Below are 21,223 nucleotides of genomic sequence, written 5' to 3'. Positions count from 1 at the left end.
GAGCTGCTCCGCCTGCGGCTGCTCGGCGTGGCCCTCGGACCTAACATTCCGGGCCGCCACCTCACCTCCTGACATAAGCGCGACAATGTGGAAAGTCACCACTTACATACATCCACACTAGCTTTCACCGCCAGACGCGGCACTTTCGGGGTCCGCGACACTCCGCCGCTTCGTGCGTGCCCCCTGGCAACACGACCCGGTACAAACGTCCAGGCGAGATAACACGTGATGATCAGGAAAATCGGGCCGTTGACGTAATGGTCAACGATCTTCTGCGGATCGATGACCATAATGTGTCCCCAGACTGTCGTAGCCGGTCCAACGCGTCGTTGACCAGGCGACCGAGGCTTCCCAGCTCGTACGCCATCCGGTGACGTTCATTGTGGACCGCTCCGAGATCAGTGGGAACTCCATCAGACCCGGAGCGGTTCAAGGTAGGACGAACCGGTTGAAGACAGCGGTCGTAGGGTGGAGTCCAGGGCATTGAAGATCCGGAGGTTTTACATGGAGTACGTGCGCCTGGGGTCCACCGGGATGAAGGTGTCGAGGGTCTGCCTCGGCATGATGAGCTACGGCGACCCCGCCAAATGGGGCGAGTGGGTGCTGGACGAGGCCGCCGCCGAGCCGATCGTGCGCCGGGCCGCCGACGCGGGGGTGACGTTCTTCGACACCGCCGACGTCTACTCCTTCGGCGCCAGCGAGGAGGTCACCGGCCGCCTGCTCGCCAGGATCTTCCCCCGCAGGGACGACTACGTGCTGGCCACCAAGGTGTTCATGCCGATGGGCAAGAGCGTCAATTCCGGCGGCCTGTCGCGCAAGCACATCCACTCCGCGATCGACGCCTCGCTGCGCCGCCTGGGCACCGACCACGTGGACCTCTACCAGATCCACCGCTGGGACCCCGACACGCCGATCGAGGAGACCATGGAGGCCCTGCACGACGTGGTCCGCGCGGGCAAGGCCCGTTACATCGGCGCCTCCAGCATGTACGCCTGGCAGTTCGCCAAGGCCCAGCACACCGCGGAGAGGCACGGCTGGACAAAGTTCGTGTCGATGCAGAATCATTACAATCTTCTTTACCGAGAGGAAGAGCGGGAGATGAACCCGCTCTGCCTCGACCAGGGCGTCGGGCTGATCCCGTGGAGCCCGCTGGCACGCGGCCTGCTGGCCCGCGCCGGATCCGAGGAGAAGACCACCCGGGCGGGCAGTGACCCCCGCATCGACTCCCTCTACGACGACGCCGACAACGACCGCCTGATCCTCGACCGGGTCGCCCAGGTGGCCAGGGAACGCGAGGTCGCCCCCGCGCGGGTGGCGCTGTCGTGGCTGCTCCACCAGCCCGGCCTGTCGGCCCCCATCGTGGGCGCGACCAAGGACCGGCACGTGGACGACGCGGTCGCCGCGGTGGATCTGTCCCTCACCGAGAAGGAGCTCGCCTTCCTCGCCGAGCCGTACCGCCCCCGGGTCGTCAAGCATTGACGTCCAAGCAGTGACGTCCAGGCAGTGACGTCCAGGCAGTGACGTCTCCGGCCGGGTGGGAAAGGCCCGGGCCCCGGCACTGAGGGATCCCGGCGGCGCTCCCGGCGTACCGCGATCCCGTCTCCCGACGGTTTCGGGGCCCGACGGTCCCGGAACCGGGAAAGGCGGCCGGGGGTCAGGAGCCGGCGGGCAGCTCGAACTGGACGCAGGTCATGCCGCGCATGTCCAGCCACGCCCGCCCCTGCCCCCGTACGAGCCGGAAGACGACCTCCTCGCACCCGGGGCAGCGGGCCACCAGGCCCGGGGCGTGGGTGTAGAGAAGCGCCTCGGCCAGCGCGAGGCTCCGCGCGCAGCCGGAGCACCGGCCGGTGGCGGCGGTCAGGTCGACGGCGAACACGTCGCGCAGGGCTCCGCCCGCCGCGTTCCCGTCGAGGTGGTCCTGGCTCATCGTTGTCCTCCACTGGGGCCGAAGCGTTCCGTGCGGATCAGACGGGGGTCGTGCCCGGCGGAGACGAGCAGGCCCGCGGCGGTCTCGACGAAGCCGGTGGGCCCGCACACGAAGACGGCCGGTCCCCGCTCGGCGGGCCAGGCGGCCTCGGCGAGCAGGGCGGCGTCGACCCGCGCGGGCGGGCGCCCCCAGCCGTCGGGCACCTCGCGCGTGTAGGCGTAGGTGACGTCCAGACCGGAGCCGTCGGCGCTCTGGCGGTCCAGCTCGGCGCGGTAGAGGGCGGAGCGCGGCCCGCGCGCCGAGTACAGGAGCCGGAACGGCGTGCCGATCCCGGCCGAGGCGCGGGCGCGGATCATCGCCATGAGCGGGACGACCCCCGAGCCGCCCGCGACCAGTTGCACCGGCTCGGGGGTCTCGGGCCGCCAGACGAACCAGCCGCCGATCGGGCCGCGTACCTCCAGCGGGTCTCCCGGCGAGAGGACCCGCGCGAGGTACGGGGAGACCTCGCCGTCGGGCAGCAGCTCGACGGTGAGCTCCACGCGGTCCCCGTCGGACGCCGAGGCGATGGAGTACGAGCGCTGGGTGGAGTAGCCGTCGGGGGCGGTGAGCCGTACGTCGACGTGCTGGCCGGCGAGGTGGCCGGGCCAGCCGGGGACGTCGAGGGTGATCGTGCGTGCTCCGGGGGTCTCGTCGCGCACGGCGGTGACCGTGGCGACCCTCCAGGTCAGTCGCCCCAGTACCGTTGCTCGCGCCATGGGTCCCCGTAGTTGTGGTAGCCGACGCCCTCCCAGAAGCCCGGCTGGTCCTCGTCGAGGAGCCGGAGGCCGCGCACCCACTTGGCGCTCTTCCAGAGGTAGAGGTGCGGTACGAGCAGCCGGGCGGGCCCGCCGTGCTCGGGGGTGATGGGCTCGCCCTCGTAGCGGACGGCGATCCAGGCCCGGCCGTCGAGAAGGTCCTCCAGCGGGAGGTTGGTGGTGTAACCGCCGTAGGAGGTCGCCAGGGCGTACTCGGCGGACGTCTCCACGCCGTCGAGGAGGGTGTCCAGCGACACGCCCTCCCAGGTGGTGCCGAGCTTGGACCACTTGGTGACGCAGTGCAGGTCGACGGTGAACCGCTCCACGGGCAGGGCGTTGAGCTCCGCCCAGTTCCAGCGGACGACCTCGCCGGTCTCGGTGGTGACGCCGAGGTTCCAGTCGTCGGTGGAGACCAGGGGCGTGGGCCCGGCCGAGAGGACGGGGAAGTCCTCGGTGAGGTACTGCCCAGGCGGCAGGTCCGGGTTTCCGGCGCGGCGGCGGCCGAAGAATCCGGGCGAGACGATACCGATGACGCTCACCTCCACTGTCCGGCAGATCATGACAGCCGCGACCCGCCCCTCGAATCGATCACGAGCCGGCGAGTCACGAGAACTAGGTGAATCTCATCACATCCGGTCGCGTCTCACGTCACCAGGGGCGGGGTCCGGCTGCCCGGGGGTCAGGTGCCCGAGGCGGCGATCACCTCGGAGACCAGGCGCGGGGAGGTGATCAGGCGGCTGTACTCGGGCTGGCGCAGCTCGCCGCCCATGAACGGGTGGGGGTTGCGGTGCACGGCGGGGCTGGGCGCGTCGACCAGGGCGGCGAAGTGGATCTCGGAGGCTCCGGTCGCCTCGACCACGCGGTGCACGTTGCGGGGCGTGATGCCGCCGCCGGGCATGACGATCAGGTCGTCGCCCGCCCGCTCGACCAGGGAGGCGATCAGCGGCGCGCCCTCCAGGGCGGTGACGTCCTGGCCGGAGGTGAGGACCCGGTCGACGCCCAGGGAGACGAGGGTGTCCAGGGCGGCGAACGGGTCGGCGGTCATGTCGAAGGCCCGGTGGAAGGTGACCGACAGGTCCCCGGCCGCGCCGATGAGGCGCTTGGCCACCTCGACGTCCACCTCGCCCGACGGTGTCAGCACCCCGATCACCACGCCCTGCGCGCCCGCGTCCCTGATCGTGGCCACGTCGCGCTCCATGGCCGCGACCTCGTACTCGTCGTAGATGAAGTCGCCGCCCCGGGGACGGACGATCACGTGGACCCGGATCGCCGAGACCGCCGCGAGGGTCGCCTCGACGGTGCCGAGGGTCGGGGTCAGGCCCCCCTCGAAGAGCGCCGAGCACAGCTCGACGCGGTGCGCCCCGGCCTGCTCGGCCGCGAGCGCGCCCGCGGTGCTTTCAATGCAGATCTCATAGCTAAGACTCATTTTTCCTCCAAAGCATGGATTTCACCGACTGGTTGGCCCCCGCCCAGTACCGGAACGGTCGCGAAGTCCGCCGCCCCCGCGACGTCCCCGCCGGCCGCCCTGAGCGCGGCCAGCGCGATCGCGCTCGTGGCCCGCGGGCTCCCGTCGATGACCTTGACGGCCGCTGCGTGCCCGGTGGCGAGCGCGACGACGAGGACCCCCTCGGCCCCGCCCTTGGCCACCGCCCCCGGCAGCGCCCGCATCAGCGAGGTGTTCACGTGCCCGGTCCCGCCGACGTACTCGGGGTGCTCGCGCATCGCGTCGGCGACGGCGCGCGGCGGGGTTCCCGGCTCGGCGACGACCAGGGCCCGTACGGCGCGCGCCAGCCCGGTCAGCGACAGCCCGAACAGCGGGGCGCCGCACCCGTCGACGGCGACGTGGGCCGCCCTCTCCCCCGACAGTTCCTCGGTCACCGCGCGCACCCGCCGCTGCAGGGGGTGGCCGGCGTCCAGGTAGGAGGCGGTCTCCCAGCCCGAGGCGGCGGACGCGGCGATCATCGCGGCGTGCTTGCCCGAGCAGTTCATCCGCTCGCGCGAGGCCTTCAGGCCCGCCCGGATCAGCGTGTGCCGGGTGGCCTCGTCCTCCGGCCAGTCCTCGGGGCAGCCGAGGGCCTCGAAGCCGAGCCCGGCCCCGGCGAGGATGCCGGCGACCAGCCGTACGTGGAAGTCCTCGCCGGTGTGGCTGCCGGCGGCGATCGCCAGGCCGGGACCGCGCAGGTCCGCCCCGGACAGCAGGCAGGCCAGCGCCTGGAACGGTTTGGCCGAGGAGCGCGGCAGCACCGGCGCGTCGACCGCTCCCCTGGCGACGGCCACGGCGCCGTCGGGCGCCAGGGCGACGGCGCTGCCGAAGTGCACGCTCTCCACGAATCCGGAGCGCACCACCTCCGCGAGCGGGACGAGTTCAGGCACGGGCGGGTCTCCTTCTGAGCCGGCGGGCCCCCGGGGTGTCGCGGGCGTCGAGGGTACGGGCGAGTTTGGACAGTGACGCGTTGACCACCAGGTAGATCAGCGCGACGACGATGTAGGTCTGGATGAGCAGGCCGTTGAAGGTCGCCAGGACCTTGCCGCTGTAGAGCAGTTCGGCGTAGCTGACCACGAAGCCCAGCGAGGTGTCCTTCAGCAGGCCGACCGACTGGCTCACGATCGAGGGCAGCACCCGCCGGGCCGCCTGCGGCAGCACGATCAGGCGCATGGTCTGGCCCTGGGTGAGCCCGACCGCGAGACCGGCCTCGCCCTGACCGCGTTCCACGGACAGGATCCCGGCGCGGAAGATCTCCGCGAACGCCGCGGCGTTCGAGATCGCCAGCGGCACCACGAGTTTCCAGAACAGCGGCAGGTCGAGCCCGTAGCGGGGCAGCGCGAACAGCACGACGTAGACCAGCAGCAGCGCCGGGATGGTCCGCACGACCTCCACGTACGCGGCGGCGGGCACGCGGACCCACCTGTGCCGCGACAGCCGCCCGAGGGCGAGGGCGAGCCCGGCCGCCATCGCGAGCGCGGCCGAGACGACGGCGGCGAGCGCGGTGGCCCACAGCCCGTTCAGCAGGTAGCGCCACATCGGCCAGGTCGCGTACGGCGACCAGCGGTCGGCGTCGAGCTGGCCGTTGGCGGCGAACTGGCGCAGAGCCAGCGCCAGCAGGGCGAGGACCGCGACCGCCCCCACCGCGGTCGCGATCCTTATCCTGCGGCGGGCGCGCGGCCCCGGCTGGTCGAACAGGAGATTGCTCACCGGAGCACCGCCAGCCGTCGTTCTTCGGGAGGAAGATCGCTCACCGGACCACCACCAGCCGTCGTTCGAGCCGCCCGGTGACGAAACCGGCGCAGGCGGCGATCAGCGCGTAGGCCAGGCCCGCCCCGACGAAGATCGGGATGGGCTGCGCCTCCGCGAGGTTCACCCGGTTGGCCGCCGCGGTCAGGTCGACGACGCCGACCGCGGCGGCGAGCGAGGTGTTCATCGTCAGCGCGATGAAGATGTTGCCGACCGGCTGGATCACCGTGCGCAGCGCCTGCGGCAGGACCACGTGGCGCAGCGACTGGCCGAAGGTCAGCCCGAGCGCGCGGGCCGCCTCGCCCTGCCCGGCGGAGACCGCGTTGACGCCGGAGCGCAGGGCCTCGGCGATGTAGGCGGCCTCGTAGAGCGCGATGACGATCATGGCCGTCACCAGCAGGTCGGCCTTGAGCCCGATCTCGGGCAGGCCGAAGACGGCGAGTACCAGCAGCACCAGCAGCGGCAGGTTCTGGAAGGTCTCCACGTAGGCCGTGCCGATCCCGCGCAGGACGCCGACCGGGCTGACCCGCATGGCGGTGATCACGAGCCCCACGACCGCGGCGCCGGCGAAGGACGCCGCGGTCAGCTGGAGGGTCACGACCAGTCCCTGCCAGAACTCGGGCAGGTGGTCCAGGAGGGCGGACATCAGGACCCCGGCACCGATCCGATCTGCGGCGGGGCGGGAGCCTCACCCTGTACGACCGTGCCGAGAGAGTTCTTCCAGGTCTTCTGCCAGAGGCCGTCGGCCTGGATCTTCTTCAGCCAGTCGTTGACGAACTTCTTGAACTGGTCGTCACCGTGCTTGAGGCCGATGCCGTAAGGGTCCTCGGTGAACGGGCTGCCGACGACCTGGACCGAGGGGTCCTTCTGCGCGTTGGCCACCAGGAGCGTCTCGTCCTGGACGTAGGCGTCGCCGCGTTCCTGCTTGAGGGCCTGCATGCACTCGGGGTCGCTGCCGAACGTCACGATCTTGGCCTGCGGGGCGAGCTTCTTGATCGCCGAGACGGCCGGGGTGTTGGCGCCGGCGATGACGGTCTTGCCGTTCAGGTCCTCGGGCTTGGCGATGCCCGTGGTGCCCTTCCTGACCGCGAGGCTCAGCCCGGAGGAGTAGTACGGCCCGGCGAAGGCGACCTGCTCGGCCCGCTCCGGGGTGATCGTATAGGTCTGGAAGACGACGTCCACGGTGCCGTTGGAGAGCAGCGCCTCGCGGGTCTCCGAGGCCGAGTTGACGATCTTCACCTTGGGCTCGCCGATGATGTACTTGGCGAGCGCCTTGCCCATGTCCGCGTCGAACCCCTCGACCTCGCCGGTCGTCGGGTTCTGCTGCGACAGCAGCGGCGCGTCGAGCGACCCGCCGACGATCAGCTCGCCGCGCTGCTTGATCTTCTCCATCGTGGAGCCGGGCAGGATGTCGGCGGCGGCGGCGACCGGCGCCGAGGCGATCAGGTCGTTCCCCTTGGCCTCGCCCGGTACGGCCGGGCTTCCCGAATCCGTACCGGCACAGGCCGAGAGGCCGAGCATGGACACAGCGGCGACAGCGGCCAGCCGCTTCATGGACACCATCGGGCCCACCATCCTTTTCGATCGATCTGATCAGTGAGTGAGAACCTTGGCCAGGAAGTCCCTGGCCCTGTCTGTCTTGGGAGCCTCGAAGAAGGCGCCGGGCTCGCCCGTCTCGACGATCTGGCCCGCGTCCATGAAGACCACGCGGTCGGCGGCCCTGCGGGCGAAGCCCATCTCGTGGGTGACGACGACCATGGTCATGCCGTCGGCGGCGAGCCGGACCATCACGTCCAGCACCTCGCCGACCATCTCCGGGTCGAGCGCCGAGGTGGGCTCGTCGAAGAGCATCACCTTGGGCCGCATGGCCAGCGCGCGGGCGATGGCGGCCCGCTGCTGCTGCCCGCCGGACAGCTGGGCCGGCAGTTTTCCGGCCTGCTCGGCGATGCCGACGCGCTCCAGCAGCTTTCGCGCCGCCGCCTCGGCCTCGGCACGGCCGTCGCCGCGGACCTTCATCGGCGCGAGCACGATGTTCTCCAGCACGGTCTTGTGCTGGAACAGGTTGAAGGACTGGAACACCATGCCGACGTCGGCCCGGAGCCGGGCCAGCTCGCGGCCCTCCACCGGGGCGGGTACGCCGTCGACGAGGATGTCCCCCGACCCGGCGGTCTCCAGCCGGTTGAGGCAGCGGCACAGCGTGGATTTGCCCGACCCGGAGGGGCCGACCACCACGACGACCTCGCCGCGCGCCACCTCAAGGTCGATGTCGCGCAACACGTGGTGGTCACCGAACCACTTGTTCAACCCTTTGACCTGAATCATTGCCATCTTCCTTCGAAATCGAAGATAAAGCGGAAGGTAACGGATGATTCTCACGCAAGTCAACACGTTGCCGTAGTAAGTACAGACGTGGTATTCCTCTAGTTCATGTCAGGCAAAGAGCGGCTGCTGGTGCGGGGAGCACAGGGTGACCTTCTGCGTCTCGTCGCCACCGGTCACGCCGAGTCGCGCGCCCAGCTGGCCCGCGTCTCCGGCCTGGCGGCGTCGAGCGTCTCCCTCCGCGTCGAGGAGCTGATCGACACCGGGCTCCTCGTCGAGGAGGGCTCGGGGACCTCCAGCGGCGGGCGGCGGCCCCGGCGGCTGCGGGTCAGCCCGACCGCAGGCCTGCTCGCGGTGGCCGACCTGGGGGCGCACCACGCCCGCCTCGGCCTGCTCGACCTCAGCGGCGTCCCCCTCGTCGTCGAGGAGCGCGCCTGCGACATAGCGCTCGGCCCCGAGGCGACCCTCGACTGGATGGCCGCCGCGTTCGACGAGCTGCTGCTCTCCCACGGCCCGGCCGGCGTCCCGCTGCGCGGCGTCGCCACCGGCGTCCCCGGCCCCGTCGACCCGGGCAGCGGCCGGGTGGTGTCCCCCTCGCGCATGCCCGGCTGGAACAACTTCCCCGTCGCCGAGCATCTCGGCGCGCACTACGACCTGCCGGTGCTCGTCGAGAACGACGCCAACCTCCTGGCCGTCGGCGAGGCCCGCTCGTGGCCGGGGTTCGGCAACCTCATGGTGCTCAAGGCCGGCAGCGGCATAGGGTGCGGCGTGATCGTCGACGGCCGCCTGCACCGGGGCAGGGGCGCGGCCGGCGACATCAGCCACGTCCGGGTCAGGACCGACTCCTCCACGATGTGTTCGTGCGGCCACCCCGACTGCCTGGAGGCCTACGCGAGCGGCGCCGCGCTCATGGACGCCCTGTCCGGGCTCGGCATCGCGACGCGGCGCCCCGCCGACGTCGTCGCCCTGGTCGAGGACGGCGTGCCCGAGGCCACCGCCCTGGTCAGGAACGCGGGCCGCCTCATCGGCGAGGTGCTCACCGTCCTGGTCAACTTCCTCAACCCCGACGCCATCGTCGTCGGCGGCAGTCTCTCCACCGCCGAACCGCTGATCTCCTCCATCCGCGCCGCCGTCTACGAGCGCTGCCTGCCCCTGGCCACCCGCGACCTGGAGATCGCCGTCACCCGGGGCGGCCCCGACGCCGCCCTCCTCGGCGCGGGCTCCCTCCTGCTGGACGCCGTCCTCGGCTGAGGGGTCACGGGCGGCACGCCCCGCCCGGGCGAGGAACCACCGGCGGTACGGGGAAGCACGGCAGGGCCCTCTTACCCAACGGGGCCAAATGTGTCCTTTTGTCAGTGTTTACCACCTATCGCGGCACATCGACCCATATGTGAATAGATAAAAGGGAGGGAGGCGCCAGCTCTGCCCGTGGATCGACCGACGGAGGATCCGATGGTTCGAATGATGCTCATCCTGCTCACCATCGTCGTGGCCGCGATGGCCGGAACGGCCGGTGCCGCCGTTCCCCCCGCCCCCGAGCCTGTCAGCCGGCAGGACTGGGAATTCCTCGTCAAGGCGCACCAGGGCAGCCTGGCCGAGATCGAGGCGGGCCTGGCCGTCAGGCGGAAGGCCCAGAGCCAGGACGGGAAGGTCGGCCGGGCCGTCCGCGAGCTGGGAGAGCAGCTCATCGTCGACCACATGAGACTCGACAGGCTCATCCGGCAGGTGGCCGACGAGATGGGCGTCAAGCTTCCCGACGAGCCCAGCGCGGCCCAGCGCAAGCAGCTCGAAGAGGTGATGGCGCTGGGCGGAGCGGAGTTCGACAGGGCCTGGATCGACATGGAGATCGCCAGCCACCGCAACGGGGTCATCCTCGTGAGGCAGCAGGTGGAGAACAGTTCCGACCCCAGGATGCGGAAACTCGCCTTCGCCGTCGAGCAGGTCGTGCGGACCCACCTGAACATGTTCCTCCATGTTCACGAGTCCCCCGTCCCCAGCCCCTCGAAGAGCTGAGGCGAGCGGGGAACCGTGCGCGGCCCGCCCGGATCCGAGGGCCGGCGGGGCCCGAGGCGCCTGTTCGAATCGGGGCCTGTGCTAGACAGGGAGCCAATCATAGGAGCCCCCATGGACCAGCTCAGCCTCGGAGTCGTGTCACGATCACGCAAGGAGAACGAGCACCGGCTGGCGATCCACCCGCTGCACCTGGAGCGGATCGCCCCCGATCTCCGGGGGCGCGTCTACCTCGAACGCGGCTACGGCGAGCACTTCGGCGTCCCCGACGGGCAACTGGCACCGTACGTCGCCGGCCTGCTCCCCCGGGAGCGGCTCCTCGCGGAGTGCGACGTCGTCCTGCTCCCCAAGCCGCTGGCCGAGGACCTGGAGGGGATGCGCGAGGGACAGATCGTCTGGGGCTGGCCGCACTGCGTCCAGGACGAGAGGATCACGCAGCTCGCGATCGACCGGCGGCTGACGCTGATCGCCTTCGAGGCGATGAACCACTGGACCGGCGAGGGCGCGTTCAACCTGCACGTCTTCCACAAGAACAACGAGCTGGCGGGCTACTCCTCGGTCCTGCACGCCCTGGAGCTCATCGGGACGACGGGCGTCTACGGCCGGAGGCTGCGGGCGGTCGTCATCGGCTTCGGGGCGACGGGACGCGGCGCGGTGACGGCGCTCAACGCGCACGGCGTGAACGACATCGACCTCCTCACCTTCCGGGACGTCACCGCGGTCGCCTCGCCGATCCACTCGGCGCGCATCGTGCGCTTCGAGCACGAGGCCGGCGACCCCAACCGCAGTTACGCGCTCACCGAGAGCGGGCGGATACCGCTGGCGGCCTTCATCGCCGACCACGACATCGTCGTCAACTGCGTGCTGCAGGACACCGGCGCCCCGCTGATGTTCGCCGACGAGGAGGACCTGGCCGCCTTCGCGCCCGGCACCCTCGTCGTCGACGTGTCCTGTGACGAGGGGATGGGGTTCAGCTGGGCGCGGCCCACGACGTTCACGGACCCGATGTTCGAGGTGGGCGACAACGTCCGCTACTACGGCGTCGACCACAGCCCGTCGTACCTGTGGGACTCGGCCACCTGGGAGATCAGCGAGGCCCTGCTGCCGCACCTGCGGACGGTGCTCGGCGGCCGGGCGGCGTGGGACGCGGACGACACCATCCGGCGGGCCGTCGAGATCCGCGACGGCGTCGTGCAGAACCCCGCCGTCCTGGCCTTCCAGCACCGCTCACCGGTCTATCCGTACCCGCGCGGGCAGGACGCGTCCCCGGCACTCGCGGCCGGCGGCTCAGCCGTGGCCGGCTGAGCCGCCGGGCGGGGCGGTGGACCCGCGTACCACCAGCTCGGTGGCGAGTTCGACGTGATGGGAGTCGACCCGTTCGCCCGCCGCCAGGCGCAGGGCCGTACGTACCGCGACGCCGCCCATCTCCCGCAGCGGCTGGCGTACGGTCGTCAGCGGGGGCGAGGCCATCCGGGCGACCTGGGTGTCGTCGAAGCCGACGATGCTGAGGTCCTCGGGCACGCGCAGCCCTCGCGCCCTGGCCGCCTCCAGCACGCCGAGCGCGATGTCGTCGCAGCCGGTGAAGACGGCCGTGGGGGCCTCGGGCAGGTCGAACAGGGCCGCGCCGCCCGCGACCCCCTCCTGGTACTGGAAGGGCCCCTCCCGTACGTGACCCGGGGGGACCGGAACGCCCGCGGCCTCCATGGCGGCGCGGTAGCCGTGCAGCCGGGCCTGCTCGCAGTCGGCGGTGGCCGGTCCGCCGAGGTAGGCGATGCGCCGGTGTCCGAGCGCGAGCAGGTGCTGCGTCGCGGCCAGGCCCCCGGCGAAGTTCGTCGAGCCGACGCTGGTGACCCCCCTGGTCTGCGGCAGGTTCAGCGGGTCGATCACGACCAGGGGCAGGCCCGCGCGGGACAGGGCGGCGAGCTGCCCGGCGGTCAGATCGCTGGTGATCGCGATCACGGCCCGCCGGCCGGCCGTGGCCAGGCCGCGGGCCCAGGATCCGGCGCGGTCGGCGGTCGTCCGGATGCTCACCACGATCGCCGCGCCGACCTCGGCCCCGGCCCGCACCGCGCCCTGGACGATCTCGGTCGAGTACGGGTTGAGGTCGGCGTCGAGCTCCACCTCGATCGTGGCCGGCACGGCTGTGTCGCCCCGGTCGCCCCGGCGGCGCTGCGGCGGCGCGACGTAGTCGTGCTGCTCCAGCAACGACTCCACGAGGGAGCGGGTGCCCGGGGAGACGTCGTCCCGGCCGTTGAGCACCTTCGACACGGTCGCGATCGACACGCCCGCCGAGGCCGCGACCGTGGCCAGCGTGGCCCGTCTAGGACTGGCCGGCATCTGTTCCTCCCTGCTGTGTGGCGGAAGAGCCCGGCACCGGTTCCACGCCCACGCGGGTGACCAGCCGCCGGCCCACGCCGACGTGACGCAGCGGGCCGGTCAATCGTATGCGGCCCCGGCAGGGCAGGTCGGACGCCGACGCGCCGACGAACACCTCAAGATCCCCCGGTTCGACGACGCGTCGCAGGTCACGCCCGGTGAACGCGGTCCGGTCGGCGGGCACGGTGAAGGTCGCCACGGCGCTCGCGCCGGGCTCCAGCCTGACCCGGGCGAACCCGGTGAGCTGCCGCACCGGCCGGGTCACCTGGGCGAGCACGTCGTGCAGGTAGAGCTGGACGACCTCCTCACCCGCCCGGCCCCCGGTGTTGCGCACGCGCACCGAGACGGTGAACTCGCCGTCGGTGGGCACCTCGGCGTCGCCGATCCTCAAGGAGTCGATCGCGAAGGTGGTGTACGAGGCGCCGTGCCCGAACGGGAACAGCGGGGTCGGGTCGAGGTTGCTGATGCCGTGGCTGTCGGCGCCCAGCGGCGGCTGCAGGTAGGTGCCCGGCTGCCCGCCGGGGCCGCGCGGGATCTGCACCGGCAGCTTCCCGCTGGGCTGCACCCGGCCGGACAGGACCCCGGCGATGGCCGCCCCGCCCTCCTGGCCCGGCATGAACGACTGGACGAGCGCGGCGGCGGTCCCGGCCACGCCGCCCAGCGCGTACGGGCGGCCCGAGACGACGACCACCACGACCGGCGTGCCGGTGGCGGCCAGTTCGGCCAGCAGGTCCTCCTGCGCGCCGGGCAGCCGCAGGTCCTCGGCGTCGCAGCCCTCGCCCGAGGTGCCCAGCCCGAACATCCCCGCCAGGTCGCCGACGACCGCCACGCACACGTCGGCCTCGCGGGCCGCCCGGAGCGCGGCGGCGAAGCCGGAGCGGTCCTCGCCCCGCACGTCGCAGCCCCGCTCGTGGACCAGCTCGGCGCCGGGCAGCTCGGCCCGCAGCGCGTCGAGCAGGCTGGGCGCGGCCACGCCGAGCCCGAGTCCCGGATGGCGGGGCAGCACGTGGTTGGGGAAGGCGTAGCAGCCCATGAACGTGCGCGGGTCGTCGGCGCAGGGGCCGACCACGGCCACCCTGCGCGGCTCGGGACGTCCCTCGCCGAGCAACGGCAGCGCGGTGCCCGCGTCGAGCAGCACGATCGAGCGCTCGGCCAGTTCCCTGGCCAGGGCCCGGTTGGCCGGCGAGTCCAGGTCCACGGCCCGCGCCCCGGCCACCGACGTCTCCGGCGTCCAGTCCGGGTCCAGCAGCCCGAGTTCCACCTTCTGCGTGAGCAGGCGCCGGGCGGCCCGGTCGATCAGGGACTCCGGCAGCTCGCCCCGCCGCACCCGCCCGGCGAGGTGCTGGCCGAAGCCGAGCGTGTCGGGCAGCTCGACGTCGATGCCCGCGGCCAGCGCCTGCGCCCCGGCCTCGTCGGTGTCCGCGGCGACCTGGTGCATCGTCGTCAGGAACGGGATCGCCCAGTAGTCCGACACCACCGTCCCGGTGAACCCCCACTCGTCGCGCAGCAGGTCGTTCAGCAGCCACGAGTCGGCCGCGGCGGGAACGCCGTCCAGGTCGGAGTAGGAGTTCATCACCGAACGCGCGCCGCCCTCGACGAGGGCGGTCTCGAACGGCGGCAGGATCATGTCCATCAGCTCGCGCCGGCCCATCGGCACCGGCCCGTGGTTGCGGGCCGCCCGGGAGGCGGAGTAGCCGGCGAAGTGCTTGAGCGTGGCGATGACCCCGGCGCCCTCCAGGCCGCGCACGTAGGCGGCGCCGAGCATCGCGACGAGGTACGGATCCTCGCCCATGGTCTCCTCGACCCGGCCCCAGCGGTAGTCGCGCACCACGTCCAGCACCGGCGACAGGCCCTGGTGGACGCCCACGGCGCGCATGTCCCGCCCGATGGCGGCGGCCATCCGCTCCACCAGGTCCGGGTCGAACGTCGCGCCCCAGGCGATGGCCGCCGGGTAGACGGTCGCGCCGTAGGTGGTGAAACCGGTCAGGCACTCCTCGTGGACCAGCGCCGGGATGCCGAGCCGGGAGTGCCGCACCACCTCGGACTGCAGCCGCACCACCTCCGCGGCGCCCTCCGCCGCCGTCACCGGAGCGCTGCCGAAAACCCGCGTCAGGTGGCCGAGCCCGTGGCGGATCGTCTCCTCGAAGGGCACCTGCCCCGAGGCCGCGAAGACGTCCTGCAGCGGGGCGACGTTCGCCGTGCCCTCGGACTTCTCCTCGGGCTCCCCGTCCCGGCCGGCCTGCATGGCGTTGCCCGGCCACCGGCTGCCGAGCTGGCCGATCTTCTCCTCCAGGGTCATCTCCGCGAGGAGGGCGTCGACCCGCTCGGCCACGGGAAGTGCCGGGTCCTGCCACGACCGGAGGGTCCGGCCGGCCGCGGGGGTCCCATCTAGCGCCGTCATCTGCTCTCCTCAAGAAAAACCCGCCCCGGCAACTGTCCGAAACATTTCGGTGAGTTGCGGTAGCTCTGCTCACATCCTGACGCACCCGAGGTGACCAGGAAAGTCCCAGATGAGAGTACCCCAGGTCCCTCGCATACCAAGCTCATGCCGACATGGGATCACCCCTTGACAGGCAGGTAACTGAAATCTAAATTGACGTGCCACGCGGCCTGTTTCGGAAATGTTTCGACATGCTGGGCTTGGGGGGACGGACGCCTGGTAGCAGAGGTGCCGATCCACGACCGACGGCCACCGCCACATGTTTCACCTGAAGCCCCGCCCCGCCTCGGCACCGACATACGGAGATCAGCGTGGAGTCAACGACACCATCCCGCCGCACCTTCCTCGCCCTTTCGATGGGCATTCCCCTCAGCGCCGCGCTGGCGGCCTGCGGCACGTCCGGCCCCGCCCCGGCGGGCGGGGGCGCGAGCGGCGGGAGCGGCGGGAACGCCGCGAACAAGGCCAGCTACTGGTTCCTGTCGACCCAGCCGCAGGAGGGCGTGCGCACCAGGGCCGTGGAGCGCTTCAACAAGGCCAACCCCAACGGGCAGATCACCTTCACGGCCATGCAGAACGACGCCTACAAGACGAAGATCAAGACGGCGATCGGGGCGGGCCAGGCGCCCACCATCATCTGGGGCTGGGGCGGCGGGACGCTGCGCACGTACGTGCAGGCCGGCCAGGTGGAGGACCTCACCCCGTGGTTCGAGCAGAACCCGGCGGTGAAGGACCGGCTGTTCGCCTCCTCCTTCGGGGCGGCCACGATCGACGGCAAGATCTACGCGATGCCGGCCGAGACCATGCAGCCCATCATCCTGTTCTACAACAAGAAGGTCTTCGAGAAGGTCGGCGTGGAGCCGCCGGAGTCGTGGGGCGACATCATGGCCCTGGTCCCCAAGTTCAACGCCGCCGGCATCGCCCCGTTCTCCCTCGGCGGCCAGTCGCGCTGGACGAACATGATGTGGCTGGAGTTCCTCTTCGACCGCATCGGCGGCCCCGAGGTGTTCCAGGCCGTGTTCGACGCCAAGAAGGACGCCTGGTCCCACCCCGCCGCCATCGAGGCCCTGACCAAGATGCAGGAACTCGTCAAGGCGGACGGGTTCATCAAGGGCTTCTCCTCGATCACGGCCGACTCCAACGCCGACCAGGCCCTGCTCTACACCGGCAAGGCCGCGATGATGCTGCACGGCGGCTGGACGTACGGCAGCATGTCGACCGACGGCGGCGACTTCGTCTCCGGCGGCAACCTCGGTTACATGAACTTCCCGCCGGTCGAGGGCGGCAAGGGCGACCCCGGCAACACCGTCGGCAACCCCGGCCAGTACCTGTCGATCTCCTCCAAGGCGACCCCCGAGCAGAAGGAGATCGCGAAGAAGTTCTTCGCGACCGCCGTGCTCAACGACGAGGACGTCAAGGAGTGGGCGGGCACCGGCGCGGTGCCGATCGTCAACGGCGCCGACAGCGCGTTCGCCGGAGCCAAGGACGCGGACTTCCTGAACTTCGTCTACGGCATCGCCAGCAACGCCAAGTCCTTCGCCCAGTCCTGGGACCAGGCGCTCAGCCCCACCGCGGCCGAGGTGCTGCTGGACAACATCGCCAAGCTGTTCCAGCTGTCGATCACGCCGGAGCAGTTCGTGTCCAACATGAACGCGGTCATCGGCAGTTGAGCGCGCTCGCCACCCCCGCCCGGACAGGGAGACCGCCGGCCGCCAGGCAGAGGACGCACAGCCGCCTTCTGCCCTGGCTGGCCGTGCCGGCCCTGGTGATCTTCGTTGCCTTCGGGGTCGTTCCGCTGGTCGGGGTCCTGTTCCTCAGCTTCACGTCCTGGGACGGACTCGGCGAGATCCAGCTGTCCGGGTTCACCAGCTGGCGGGCGGTGCTCGCCGACCCCGGCCTCCTGCACGCGCTGTGGATAACGCTGCTGGTGATGGTCGTCTCCTGGGCGGTCCAGACCCCGATCAGCATCCTGATCGGGGTGTTCCTGGCCGGGAGGCAGCGCTACCGCTCGCTGCTGGCGGTGATCTACTTCATCCCGCTGCTGCTCAGCCAGGCCGCCATCGCGATCGCCTACAAGGCCCTGCTCGACCCGAACTTCGGGCTCGGCGCCGGGCTGGGCATCGACCTGCTCGTGCAGGACTGGCTCGGCGAGCCCGTCCTCGCCTTCGGCACCGTGATCTTCGTGGTGTCGTGGCAGTTCGTCCCCTTCCACTCGCTGATCTACCAGGGCGGCGTGCGGCAGATCCCGCAATCCATGTACGAGGCCGCCGAGATAGACGGCGCGGGCCGCGTCCGCAAGTTCTTCAGCATCACGCTGCCGCAGCTCAAGTACACGATCATCACGTCCTCCACCCTCATGGTCGTCGGGTCGCTGACCTTCTTCGACCTGATCTTCGTACTCACCGCGGGCGGTCCCGGCGACGCCACCCGGGTGCTCGCCCTGGACATGTACAAACGCGGGTTCCAGGCCAACCTCATGGGACCGGCCAGCGCCATCGCCGTCATCCTCGTCCTGGTGGGCCTCGCCCTCGCCTTGCTCCTGCGCCGGCTCGGCGGCCGCGACGCCAGCGCCAGCCAGATGGAAGGGGCCTGACATGAGCGCGACCCACACGACGGGGGTCAAGCGGACCGAGACGCCCGGGTCGCCACCGCGCCGGCACCGGCAGCGCCGCCCGCCCGCCCGCGGCGAGCGGCGCTCGCTCGGCGAGCGCCCCAACTGGCTGGGCGGGGCCGTGAGCTGGCTGTGGCTGGTGATCGTGATCGTGCCGATCTACTGGATCTTCATCACCAGCTTCAAGGCGCAGAGCAGCTACTACGCCACCAACCCGCTCGCGCCGCCCACCGAGCCGACCCTCGACAACTACCGGCTGGTCGTCGAGTCCGACTTCCCGCTGTACTTCCTCAACAGCCTCATCGTCACCGTCGGCGCGGTCGTCCCGTCGGTCGCGGTCGCGTTCATGGCGGCGTACGCGATCGTCCGGGGCAACACCGCCTTCCGCTTCCTGCGCGGGGTGAACGCGCTCTTCCTCATGGGCCTGGCCATCCCGCTGCAGGCGACCATCATCCCCGTCTATCTGATCATCATCCGGCTGCGTCTGTACGACTCGCTGACGGGACTGATCCTCCCGTCGATCGCCTTCGCGATCCCGCTGTCGGTGCTGGTCCTGACCAACTTCATCCGTGACGTGCCCAAGGAGCTGTTCGAGTCGATGCGGCTGGACGGCGCGGGCGAGCTGGCGACACTCTGGCGCCTGGCGTTGCCGCTCACCATGCCGGCCGTGGTGACGGTGACGATCTACAACGCGCTGACGATCTGGAACGGGTTCCTGCTGCCGCTGATCCTCACCCAGAGTCCCGACAAGCGCACGCTGCCGCTCGCGCTGTGGACCTTCCAGGGGCAGTACAGCGTGAACGTGCCGGCGGTGCTCGCCTCCGTGGTGCTGACCACGCTCCCCATCCTGCTGCTGTACGTGATCGGCCGCCGCCAGCTGCTCAGCGGCCTGACGGCCGGTTTCAGCAAGTGACCACGCCCTGCCGTCCGGCGCACCGCGTCGCGGTCCGCCCGGACTCCCGAGTCCGCGAGCGGCGCCGGAACGGCAGAGGCGCGCGTCGCCGGGATATCGGTCAAAGGACCGTCGCCCGGATCTCCGCCCCCTGAAGTCCCGCAGGACGGCTCTCGCCCATGAAGACGGATGGGGACATGCGCCGGCGACGACAACTCAAAGATCAATAACCGCGGATGGAGCGGCAGGCGCGGATATCGTCACGCGGGCCCTCGATCATCGGTCCTGGACAGATCTCCAGGACTCCACGGTCGCTTCGGCAATGGTTTCGATGCGGCGTCCGTATGCCAGATGCCCATCGGACACGAAGCTGCCCCCCTCGAACGGCAGACCGCAGAACGTGGCGCGGAAGTGCTTGGGAGATCCGCCCGGCGGGAGCGGCGCGTACGCCGCAAATGGCGCCATGTCGTAGCTCGACCGTGCCCCGTGCCTGTTCCGCGCCACCTGATGAGCCGCCACACGAAGCAGTGCGTCGAGGCCCTTGTCCACGTAGAGCTGCAACTGGCGGAACTGACCGTCAAGGTACTTCTCATGAGCCCTGGAAGGATGCTGCAGGAGATACGCGCACACCACAGGCGCGTGCCACCTGTACATCTGAGGATCGGCCTGCTCTTCGGCCAGGATTCCGTGGTAATAGTCCACGCACACACCCAGCGGGCCGGCGACCGCACCGCAGTCGCACTGACCCATGGTGGGGCTGTCTGCCATGGCCTGCACCATAGGTGGCCGGCAACAGCCTTGTCGACGGGATTTCGGCGCCGTCTGCCGTGGTCGCGGCCAAGGGCGGCCCGGCCGGTGCGGTCGCGAACCCAGCGCGGTCTCATCACCGCCTGTTCATCCCGCTTTCGGAGGGCATGCCGGTACCGGCATGCCCTCCGAAAGCGGGACACGGCGCGGATCTCGCGGACCGGCGGGGCCCTCCTCCCCCTTGTGGCCGTGCCCCCGTCACTGCCCGGCCAGGCCGGTGTGGGCGACGCCGCGAATGATCTGGCGCTGGAAGAACACGAAGACGACGAGCAGCGGCAGGCCGGCCAGGACCACGGAGGCCATGATCTGCGCGTAGCGCACGCCGAAGGTGCCCTGCACCACGTTGGCCAGTCCCACCGGCAGGGTCATCGTGTTCGGGTCGGTGGAGACCAGGAACGGCCAGAGGAAGTTGTTCCAGGTCGTGATGAACGTGAAGATCGCCACCGCGGCGATCACCGGGCGCGAGAGCGGGAGCACGATGGTGAAGAACACCCGCCAGCGGCCGGCCCCGTCGACGAACGCGGCCTGTTCCAGCTCCGGCGGCACGGCCTGGAAGAACTTGTAGAGGATGTACACGATGACGGGCGCGGCGACCTGCGGCAGGATGATGCCCCACCAGGTGTCGACCAGGCCCAGCGCGACCATCTCGGCGAACAGCGGGGCGATCAGCACCTGCGGGGGAACGATGATCCCCGCGAGGATCACGGCGAGCAGCACGCGCCGCCCCCGGAACCGGGTGCGCGCGAAGCCGTACGCCGCCATCGCCGAGAACAGCACGGTCATGAACGTCACGATGACCGCGGTGACGGTGGAGTTGATCGCCCACTTGACGATGCCGCCGGTGCCCAGGACCAGCCTGTAGGCGTCAAGGGTGATCTCGCTGCCGATCCACTGCAGCGGGATCTTGTTGGTGTCGGCCTCGGGCTTGAGCGAGGTGGCGACCGCCCAGGCGAGGGGCGCGAGCCAGACCACGGCGAGCGCCCCGGTGACGGCGAGCAGGACCAGCTGGCCGGGGCTGAACCTCTTGGACCTCTTGGTCATCGGAGAGACTCCTCACGCTTGCGGAACAGCCGCAACTGCACCAGGGACACAGCGACGATCAGGACGAAGAGGATGTAGGAGACGGCCGAGGCGTAGCCGACGCGGTACCCCATGAAACCGATGTCGTAGGCGTACTCGATGATCGGGCGGGTGGCGTTCTCCGGGCCCCCGCCGGTCATCAGGTAGATCTGGTCGAAGACCTTCAGCGAGGCCAGCAGCTGCAGCACCACGATGAGGCCGGTGGTGCGGCGCAGCAGCGGCAGCGTGATCGAGCGCAGCTTGTGCCAGGCCGAGGCGCCGTCGATCGAGGCGGCCTCGTAGAGCTGCTCGGGGATGCTCTGCAGGGCGGCCAGGTAGAGCAGGAAGTTGAAGCCGACCGTCCACCAGACGGTGGTCATCACGACCGACCACATCGCCAGGTCCGGATCGCCCAGCCAGAGGATGTCGGTCCCGAACGTCCCGTTCAGCAGGCCGAAGCCGGGCTGGTAGATCATCTGCCGCCAGAGCAGCGCGACCACGGCGGAGGGCAGCAGGAACGGCGCGAAGAACGACAGCCGCCACAGCCAGCGCACGAAGCGCAGGTTGTGCACCAGCAGGGCGAACACCAGTCCCAGGACGACCAGGGGCACGGTGCTCAGCGCGGTGAACAGCACGGTGTTCCAGAGAGAGCGCCACATCCTGGGGTCGGCGAACGCCTCGGCGTAGTTGGCGAAGCCGACGAACCCGGCGTTGGTCCCGGCGATGTTCACGCTGGACAGGCTCATCCTCAGGCCCAGC

20 protein-coding genes and 1 pseudogene are annotated in these 21,223 nt (G+C 70.7%); 7 read left to right on the top strand and 14 right to left on the bottom strand.

Annotation, left to right across the window (positions count from 1 at the left end; genetic code table 11):
* Window positions 1-504 precede the first annotated feature (504 nt).
* Window positions 505-1,479, top strand: a complete 975-nt coding sequence (locus AB0G15_RS24950) for an aldo/keto reductase (RefSeq protein WP_362844082.1) — start codon at window positions 505-507, stop codon at window positions 1,477-1,479.
* A 175-nt stretch (window positions 1,480-1,654) separates the two neighbouring features.
* Here AB0G15_RS24950 and AB0G15_RS24945 read toward each other — a convergent pair whose 3' ends face one another.
* The 9 genes from AB0G15_RS24945 to AB0G15_RS24905 all read right to left on the bottom strand — a co-directional run bounded on the left by AB0G15_RS24945 (window position 1,655) and on the right by AB0G15_RS24905 (window position 8,275).
* Entirely contained in the window at window positions 1,655-1,927 is a 273-nt protein-coding gene (locus tag AB0G15_RS24945) for a DUF6510 family protein (RefSeq protein ID WP_362844079.1), read from the bottom strand.
* Window positions 1,924-2,682 (bottom strand): ferredoxin reductase, encoded by a 759-nt coding sequence (locus AB0G15_RS24940; protein ID WP_362844076.1) that lies wholly within the window; start codon window positions 2,680-2,682, stop codon window positions 1,924-1,926. The genes AB0G15_RS24945 and AB0G15_RS24940 overlap by 4 nt, the downstream gene beginning before the upstream one ends.
* Window positions 2,652-3,251 (bottom strand): sulfite oxidase-like oxidoreductase, encoded by a 600-nt coding sequence (locus tag AB0G15_RS24935; protein WP_362844121.1) that lies wholly within the window; start codon window positions 3,249-3,251, stop codon window positions 2,652-2,654. Before AB0G15_RS24935 ends, AB0G15_RS24940 begins: the two co-directional genes overlap by 31 nt.
* A gap of 149 nt (window positions 3,252-3,400) precedes the next feature.
* Window positions 3,401-4,147, bottom strand: a complete 747-nt coding sequence (locus AB0G15_RS24930) for a copper homeostasis protein CutC (RefSeq protein ID WP_362844074.1) — start codon at window positions 4,145-4,147, stop codon at window positions 3,401-3,403.
* Window positions 4,144-5,094, bottom strand: coding sequence for an asparaginase (locus AB0G15_RS24925; RefSeq protein WP_362844071.1), 951 nt, complete (start codon window positions 5,092-5,094; stop codon window positions 4,144-4,146). The genes AB0G15_RS24930 and AB0G15_RS24925 overlap by 4 nt, the downstream gene beginning before the upstream one ends.
* Window positions 5,087-5,914: an amino acid ABC transporter permease gene (locus AB0G15_RS24920; RefSeq protein ID WP_362844068.1), complete on the bottom strand. Its 828-nt coding sequence runs from the start codon at window positions 5,912-5,914 to the stop codon at window positions 5,087-5,089. The genes AB0G15_RS24925 and AB0G15_RS24920 overlap by 8 nt, the downstream gene beginning before the upstream one ends.
* 40 nt (window positions 5,915-5,954) lie before the next feature.
* The gene (locus AB0G15_RS24915; protein WP_362684240.1) at window positions 5,955-6,599 is read right to left on the bottom strand and encodes an amino acid ABC transporter permease; all 645 of its coding nucleotides are present in this window, start codon (window positions 6,597-6,599) and stop codon (window positions 5,955-5,957) included.
* Window positions 6,599-7,516: a glutamate ABC transporter substrate-binding protein gene (locus tag AB0G15_RS24910; RefSeq protein WP_362684243.1), complete on the bottom strand. Its 918-nt coding sequence runs from the start codon at window positions 7,514-7,516 to the stop codon at window positions 6,599-6,601. The genes AB0G15_RS24915 and AB0G15_RS24910 overlap by 1 nt, the downstream gene beginning before the upstream one ends.
* A gap of 30 nt (window positions 7,517-7,546) precedes the next feature.
* Complete coding sequence (locus AB0G15_RS24905) at window positions 7,547-8,275, bottom strand: amino acid ABC transporter ATP-binding protein (protein WP_362684246.1); 729 nt, start codon at window positions 8,273-8,275, stop codon at window positions 7,547-7,549.
* A 105-nt stretch (window positions 8,276-8,380) separates the two neighbouring features.
* Between AB0G15_RS24905 and AB0G15_RS24900 the strand changes: the two genes are divergently transcribed.
* From AB0G15_RS24900 to AB0G15_RS24890, 3 genes are all read left to right on the top strand, one after another.
* Entirely contained in the window at window positions 8,381-9,523 is a 1,143-nt protein-coding gene (locus tag AB0G15_RS24900) for an ROK family protein (RefSeq protein ID WP_362844066.1), read from the top strand.
* 201 nt (window positions 9,524-9,724) lie between these two features.
* Entirely contained in the window at window positions 9,725-10,285 is a 561-nt protein-coding gene (locus AB0G15_RS24895; protein WP_362844063.1) for a DUF4142 domain-containing protein, read from the top strand.
* Window positions 10,286-10,396: 111 nt separating this feature from the next.
* Entirely contained in the window at window positions 10,397-11,587 is a 1,191-nt protein-coding gene (locus AB0G15_RS24890; RefSeq protein ID WP_362844060.1) for a N(5)-(carboxyethyl)ornithine synthase, read from the top strand.
* Here the strand turns inward: AB0G15_RS24890 and AB0G15_RS24885 are convergent.
* Both AB0G15_RS24885 and AB0G15_RS24880 read right to left on the bottom strand, forming a co-directional pair.
* On the bottom strand, window positions 11,570-12,619 hold the full coding sequence (locus AB0G15_RS24885) for a LacI family DNA-binding transcriptional regulator (RefSeq protein WP_362844058.1): 1,050 nt from the start codon (window positions 12,617-12,619) through the stop codon (window positions 11,570-11,572). The genes AB0G15_RS24890 and AB0G15_RS24885 overlap by 18 nt on opposite strands.
* Window positions 12,603-15,059: a glycoside hydrolase family 3 N-terminal domain-containing protein gene (locus AB0G15_RS24880; RefSeq protein ID WP_362844055.1), complete on the bottom strand. Its 2,457-nt coding sequence runs from the start codon at window positions 15,057-15,059 to the stop codon at window positions 12,603-12,605. Before AB0G15_RS24880 ends, AB0G15_RS24885 begins: the two co-directional genes overlap by 17 nt.
* Before the next feature lie 350 nt (window positions 15,060-15,409).
* On the opposite strand from AB0G15_RS24880, the gene AB0G15_RS24875 reads away from it, so the two are divergent.
* The 3 genes from AB0G15_RS24875 to AB0G15_RS24865 are packed head-to-tail and all read left to right on the top strand — an operon-like array spanning window position 15,410 to window position 18,619.
* A complete protein-coding gene (locus AB0G15_RS24875) occupies window positions 15,410-16,765 on the top strand; it encodes an extracellular solute-binding protein (protein ID WP_362844052.1) in 1,356 nt (451 codons plus the stop codon).
* Window positions 16,762-17,688 carry a sugar ABC transporter permease gene (locus tag AB0G15_RS24870; RefSeq protein WP_362844049.1) on the top strand — a complete coding sequence of 309 codons (927 nt, stop codon included), beginning with the start codon at window positions 16,762-16,764 and terminating at the stop codon, window positions 17,686-17,688. The genes AB0G15_RS24875 and AB0G15_RS24870 overlap by 4 nt, the downstream gene beginning before the upstream one ends.
* Before the next feature lies 1 nt (window position 17,689).
* Window positions 17,690-18,619, top strand: a complete 930-nt coding sequence (locus AB0G15_RS24865) for a carbohydrate ABC transporter permease (protein WP_362844046.1) — start codon at window positions 17,690-17,692, stop codon at window positions 18,617-18,619.
* Window positions 18,620-18,874: 255 nt separating this feature from the next.
* Here the strand turns inward: AB0G15_RS24865 and AB0G15_RS24860 are convergent, their stop codons facing one another.
* From AB0G15_RS24860 to AB0G15_RS24850, 3 genes and pseudogenes are all read right to left on the bottom strand, one after another.
* Window positions 18,875-19,366 (bottom strand): DUF5946 family protein, encoded by a 492-nt coding sequence (locus AB0G15_RS24860; protein ID WP_362844043.1) that lies wholly within the window; start codon window positions 19,364-19,366, stop codon window positions 18,875-18,877.
* Between the two features lie 237 nt (window positions 19,367-19,603).
* Complete coding sequence (locus AB0G15_RS24855; RefSeq protein ID WP_362684277.1) at window positions 19,604-20,446, bottom strand: carbohydrate ABC transporter permease; 843 nt, start codon at window positions 20,444-20,446, stop codon at window positions 19,604-19,606.
* A gap of 32 nt (window positions 20,447-20,478) precedes the next feature.
* Window positions 20,479-21,123, bottom strand: a pseudogene (locus tag AB0G15_RS24850) (sugar ABC transporter permease); the annotation flags it as partial.
* Between the last annotated feature and the right edge of the window lie 100 nt (window positions 21,124-21,223).

It is taken from the genome of Streptosporangium sp. NPDC023825 (assembly GCF_040639575.1).
In the GTDB taxonomy this organism is placed as follows: Bacteria; Actinomycetota; Actinomycetes; order Streptosporangiales; family Streptosporangiaceae; genus Streptosporangium.
Note: the sequence above shows the minus strand (reverse complement) of the source record. Positions and strands in the feature narration are given on the sequence as shown.

Coding starts and splice junctions, on each gene's coding strand:
- AB0G15_RS24950 (WP_362844082.1), top strand. CDS start 505: ATGGAGTACGTGCGCCTGGGGTCCACCGGGATGAAGGTGTCGAGGGTC.
- AB0G15_RS24945 (WP_362844079.1), bottom strand. CDS start 1,927: ATGAGCCAGGACCACCTCGACGGGAACGCGGCGGGCGGAGCCCTGCGC.
- AB0G15_RS24940 (WP_362844076.1), bottom strand. CDS start 2,682: ATGGCGCGAGCAACGGTACTGGGGCGACTGACCTGGAGGGTCGCCACG.
- AB0G15_RS24930 (WP_362844074.1), bottom strand. CDS start 4,147: ATGAGTCTTAGCTATGAGATCTGCATTGAAAGCACCGCGGGCGCGCTC.
- AB0G15_RS24915 (WP_362684240.1), bottom strand. CDS start 6,599: ATGTCCGCCCTCCTGGACCACCTGCCCGAGTTCTGGCAGGGACTGGTC.
- AB0G15_RS24910 (WP_362684243.1), bottom strand. CDS start 7,516: ATGGTGTCCATGAAGCGGCTGGCCGCTGTCGCCGCTGTGTCCATGCTC.
- AB0G15_RS24905 (WP_362684246.1), bottom strand. CDS start 8,275: ATGATTCAGGTCAAAGGGTTGAACAAGTGGTTCGGTGACCACCACGTG.
- AB0G15_RS24900 (WP_362844066.1), top strand. CDS start 8,381: ATGTCAGGCAAAGAGCGGCTGCTGGTGCGGGGAGCACAGGGTGACCTT.
- AB0G15_RS24895 (WP_362844063.1), top strand. CDS start 9,725: ATGGTTCGAATGATGCTCATCCTGCTCACCATCGTCGTGGCCGCGATG.
- AB0G15_RS24890 (WP_362844060.1), top strand. CDS start 10,397: ATGGACCAGCTCAGCCTCGGAGTCGTGTCACGATCACGCAAGGAGAAC.
- AB0G15_RS24885 (WP_362844058.1), bottom strand. CDS start 12,619: ATGCCGGCCAGTCCTAGACGGGCCACGCTGGCCACGGTCGCGGCCTCG.
- AB0G15_RS24880 (WP_362844055.1), bottom strand. CDS start 15,059: ATGACGGCGCTAGATGGGACCCCCGCGGCCGGCCGGACCCTCCGGTCG.
- AB0G15_RS24865 (WP_362844046.1), top strand. CDS start 17,690: ATGAGCGCGACCCACACGACGGGGGTCAAGCGGACCGAGACGCCCGGG.
- AB0G15_RS24860 (WP_362844043.1), bottom strand. CDS start 19,366: ATGGCAGACAGCCCCACCATGGGTCAGTGCGACTGCGGTGCGGTCGCC.
- AB0G15_RS24855 (WP_362684277.1), bottom strand. CDS start 20,446: ATGACCAAGAGGTCCAAGAGGTTCAGCCCCGGCCAGCTGGTCCTGCTC.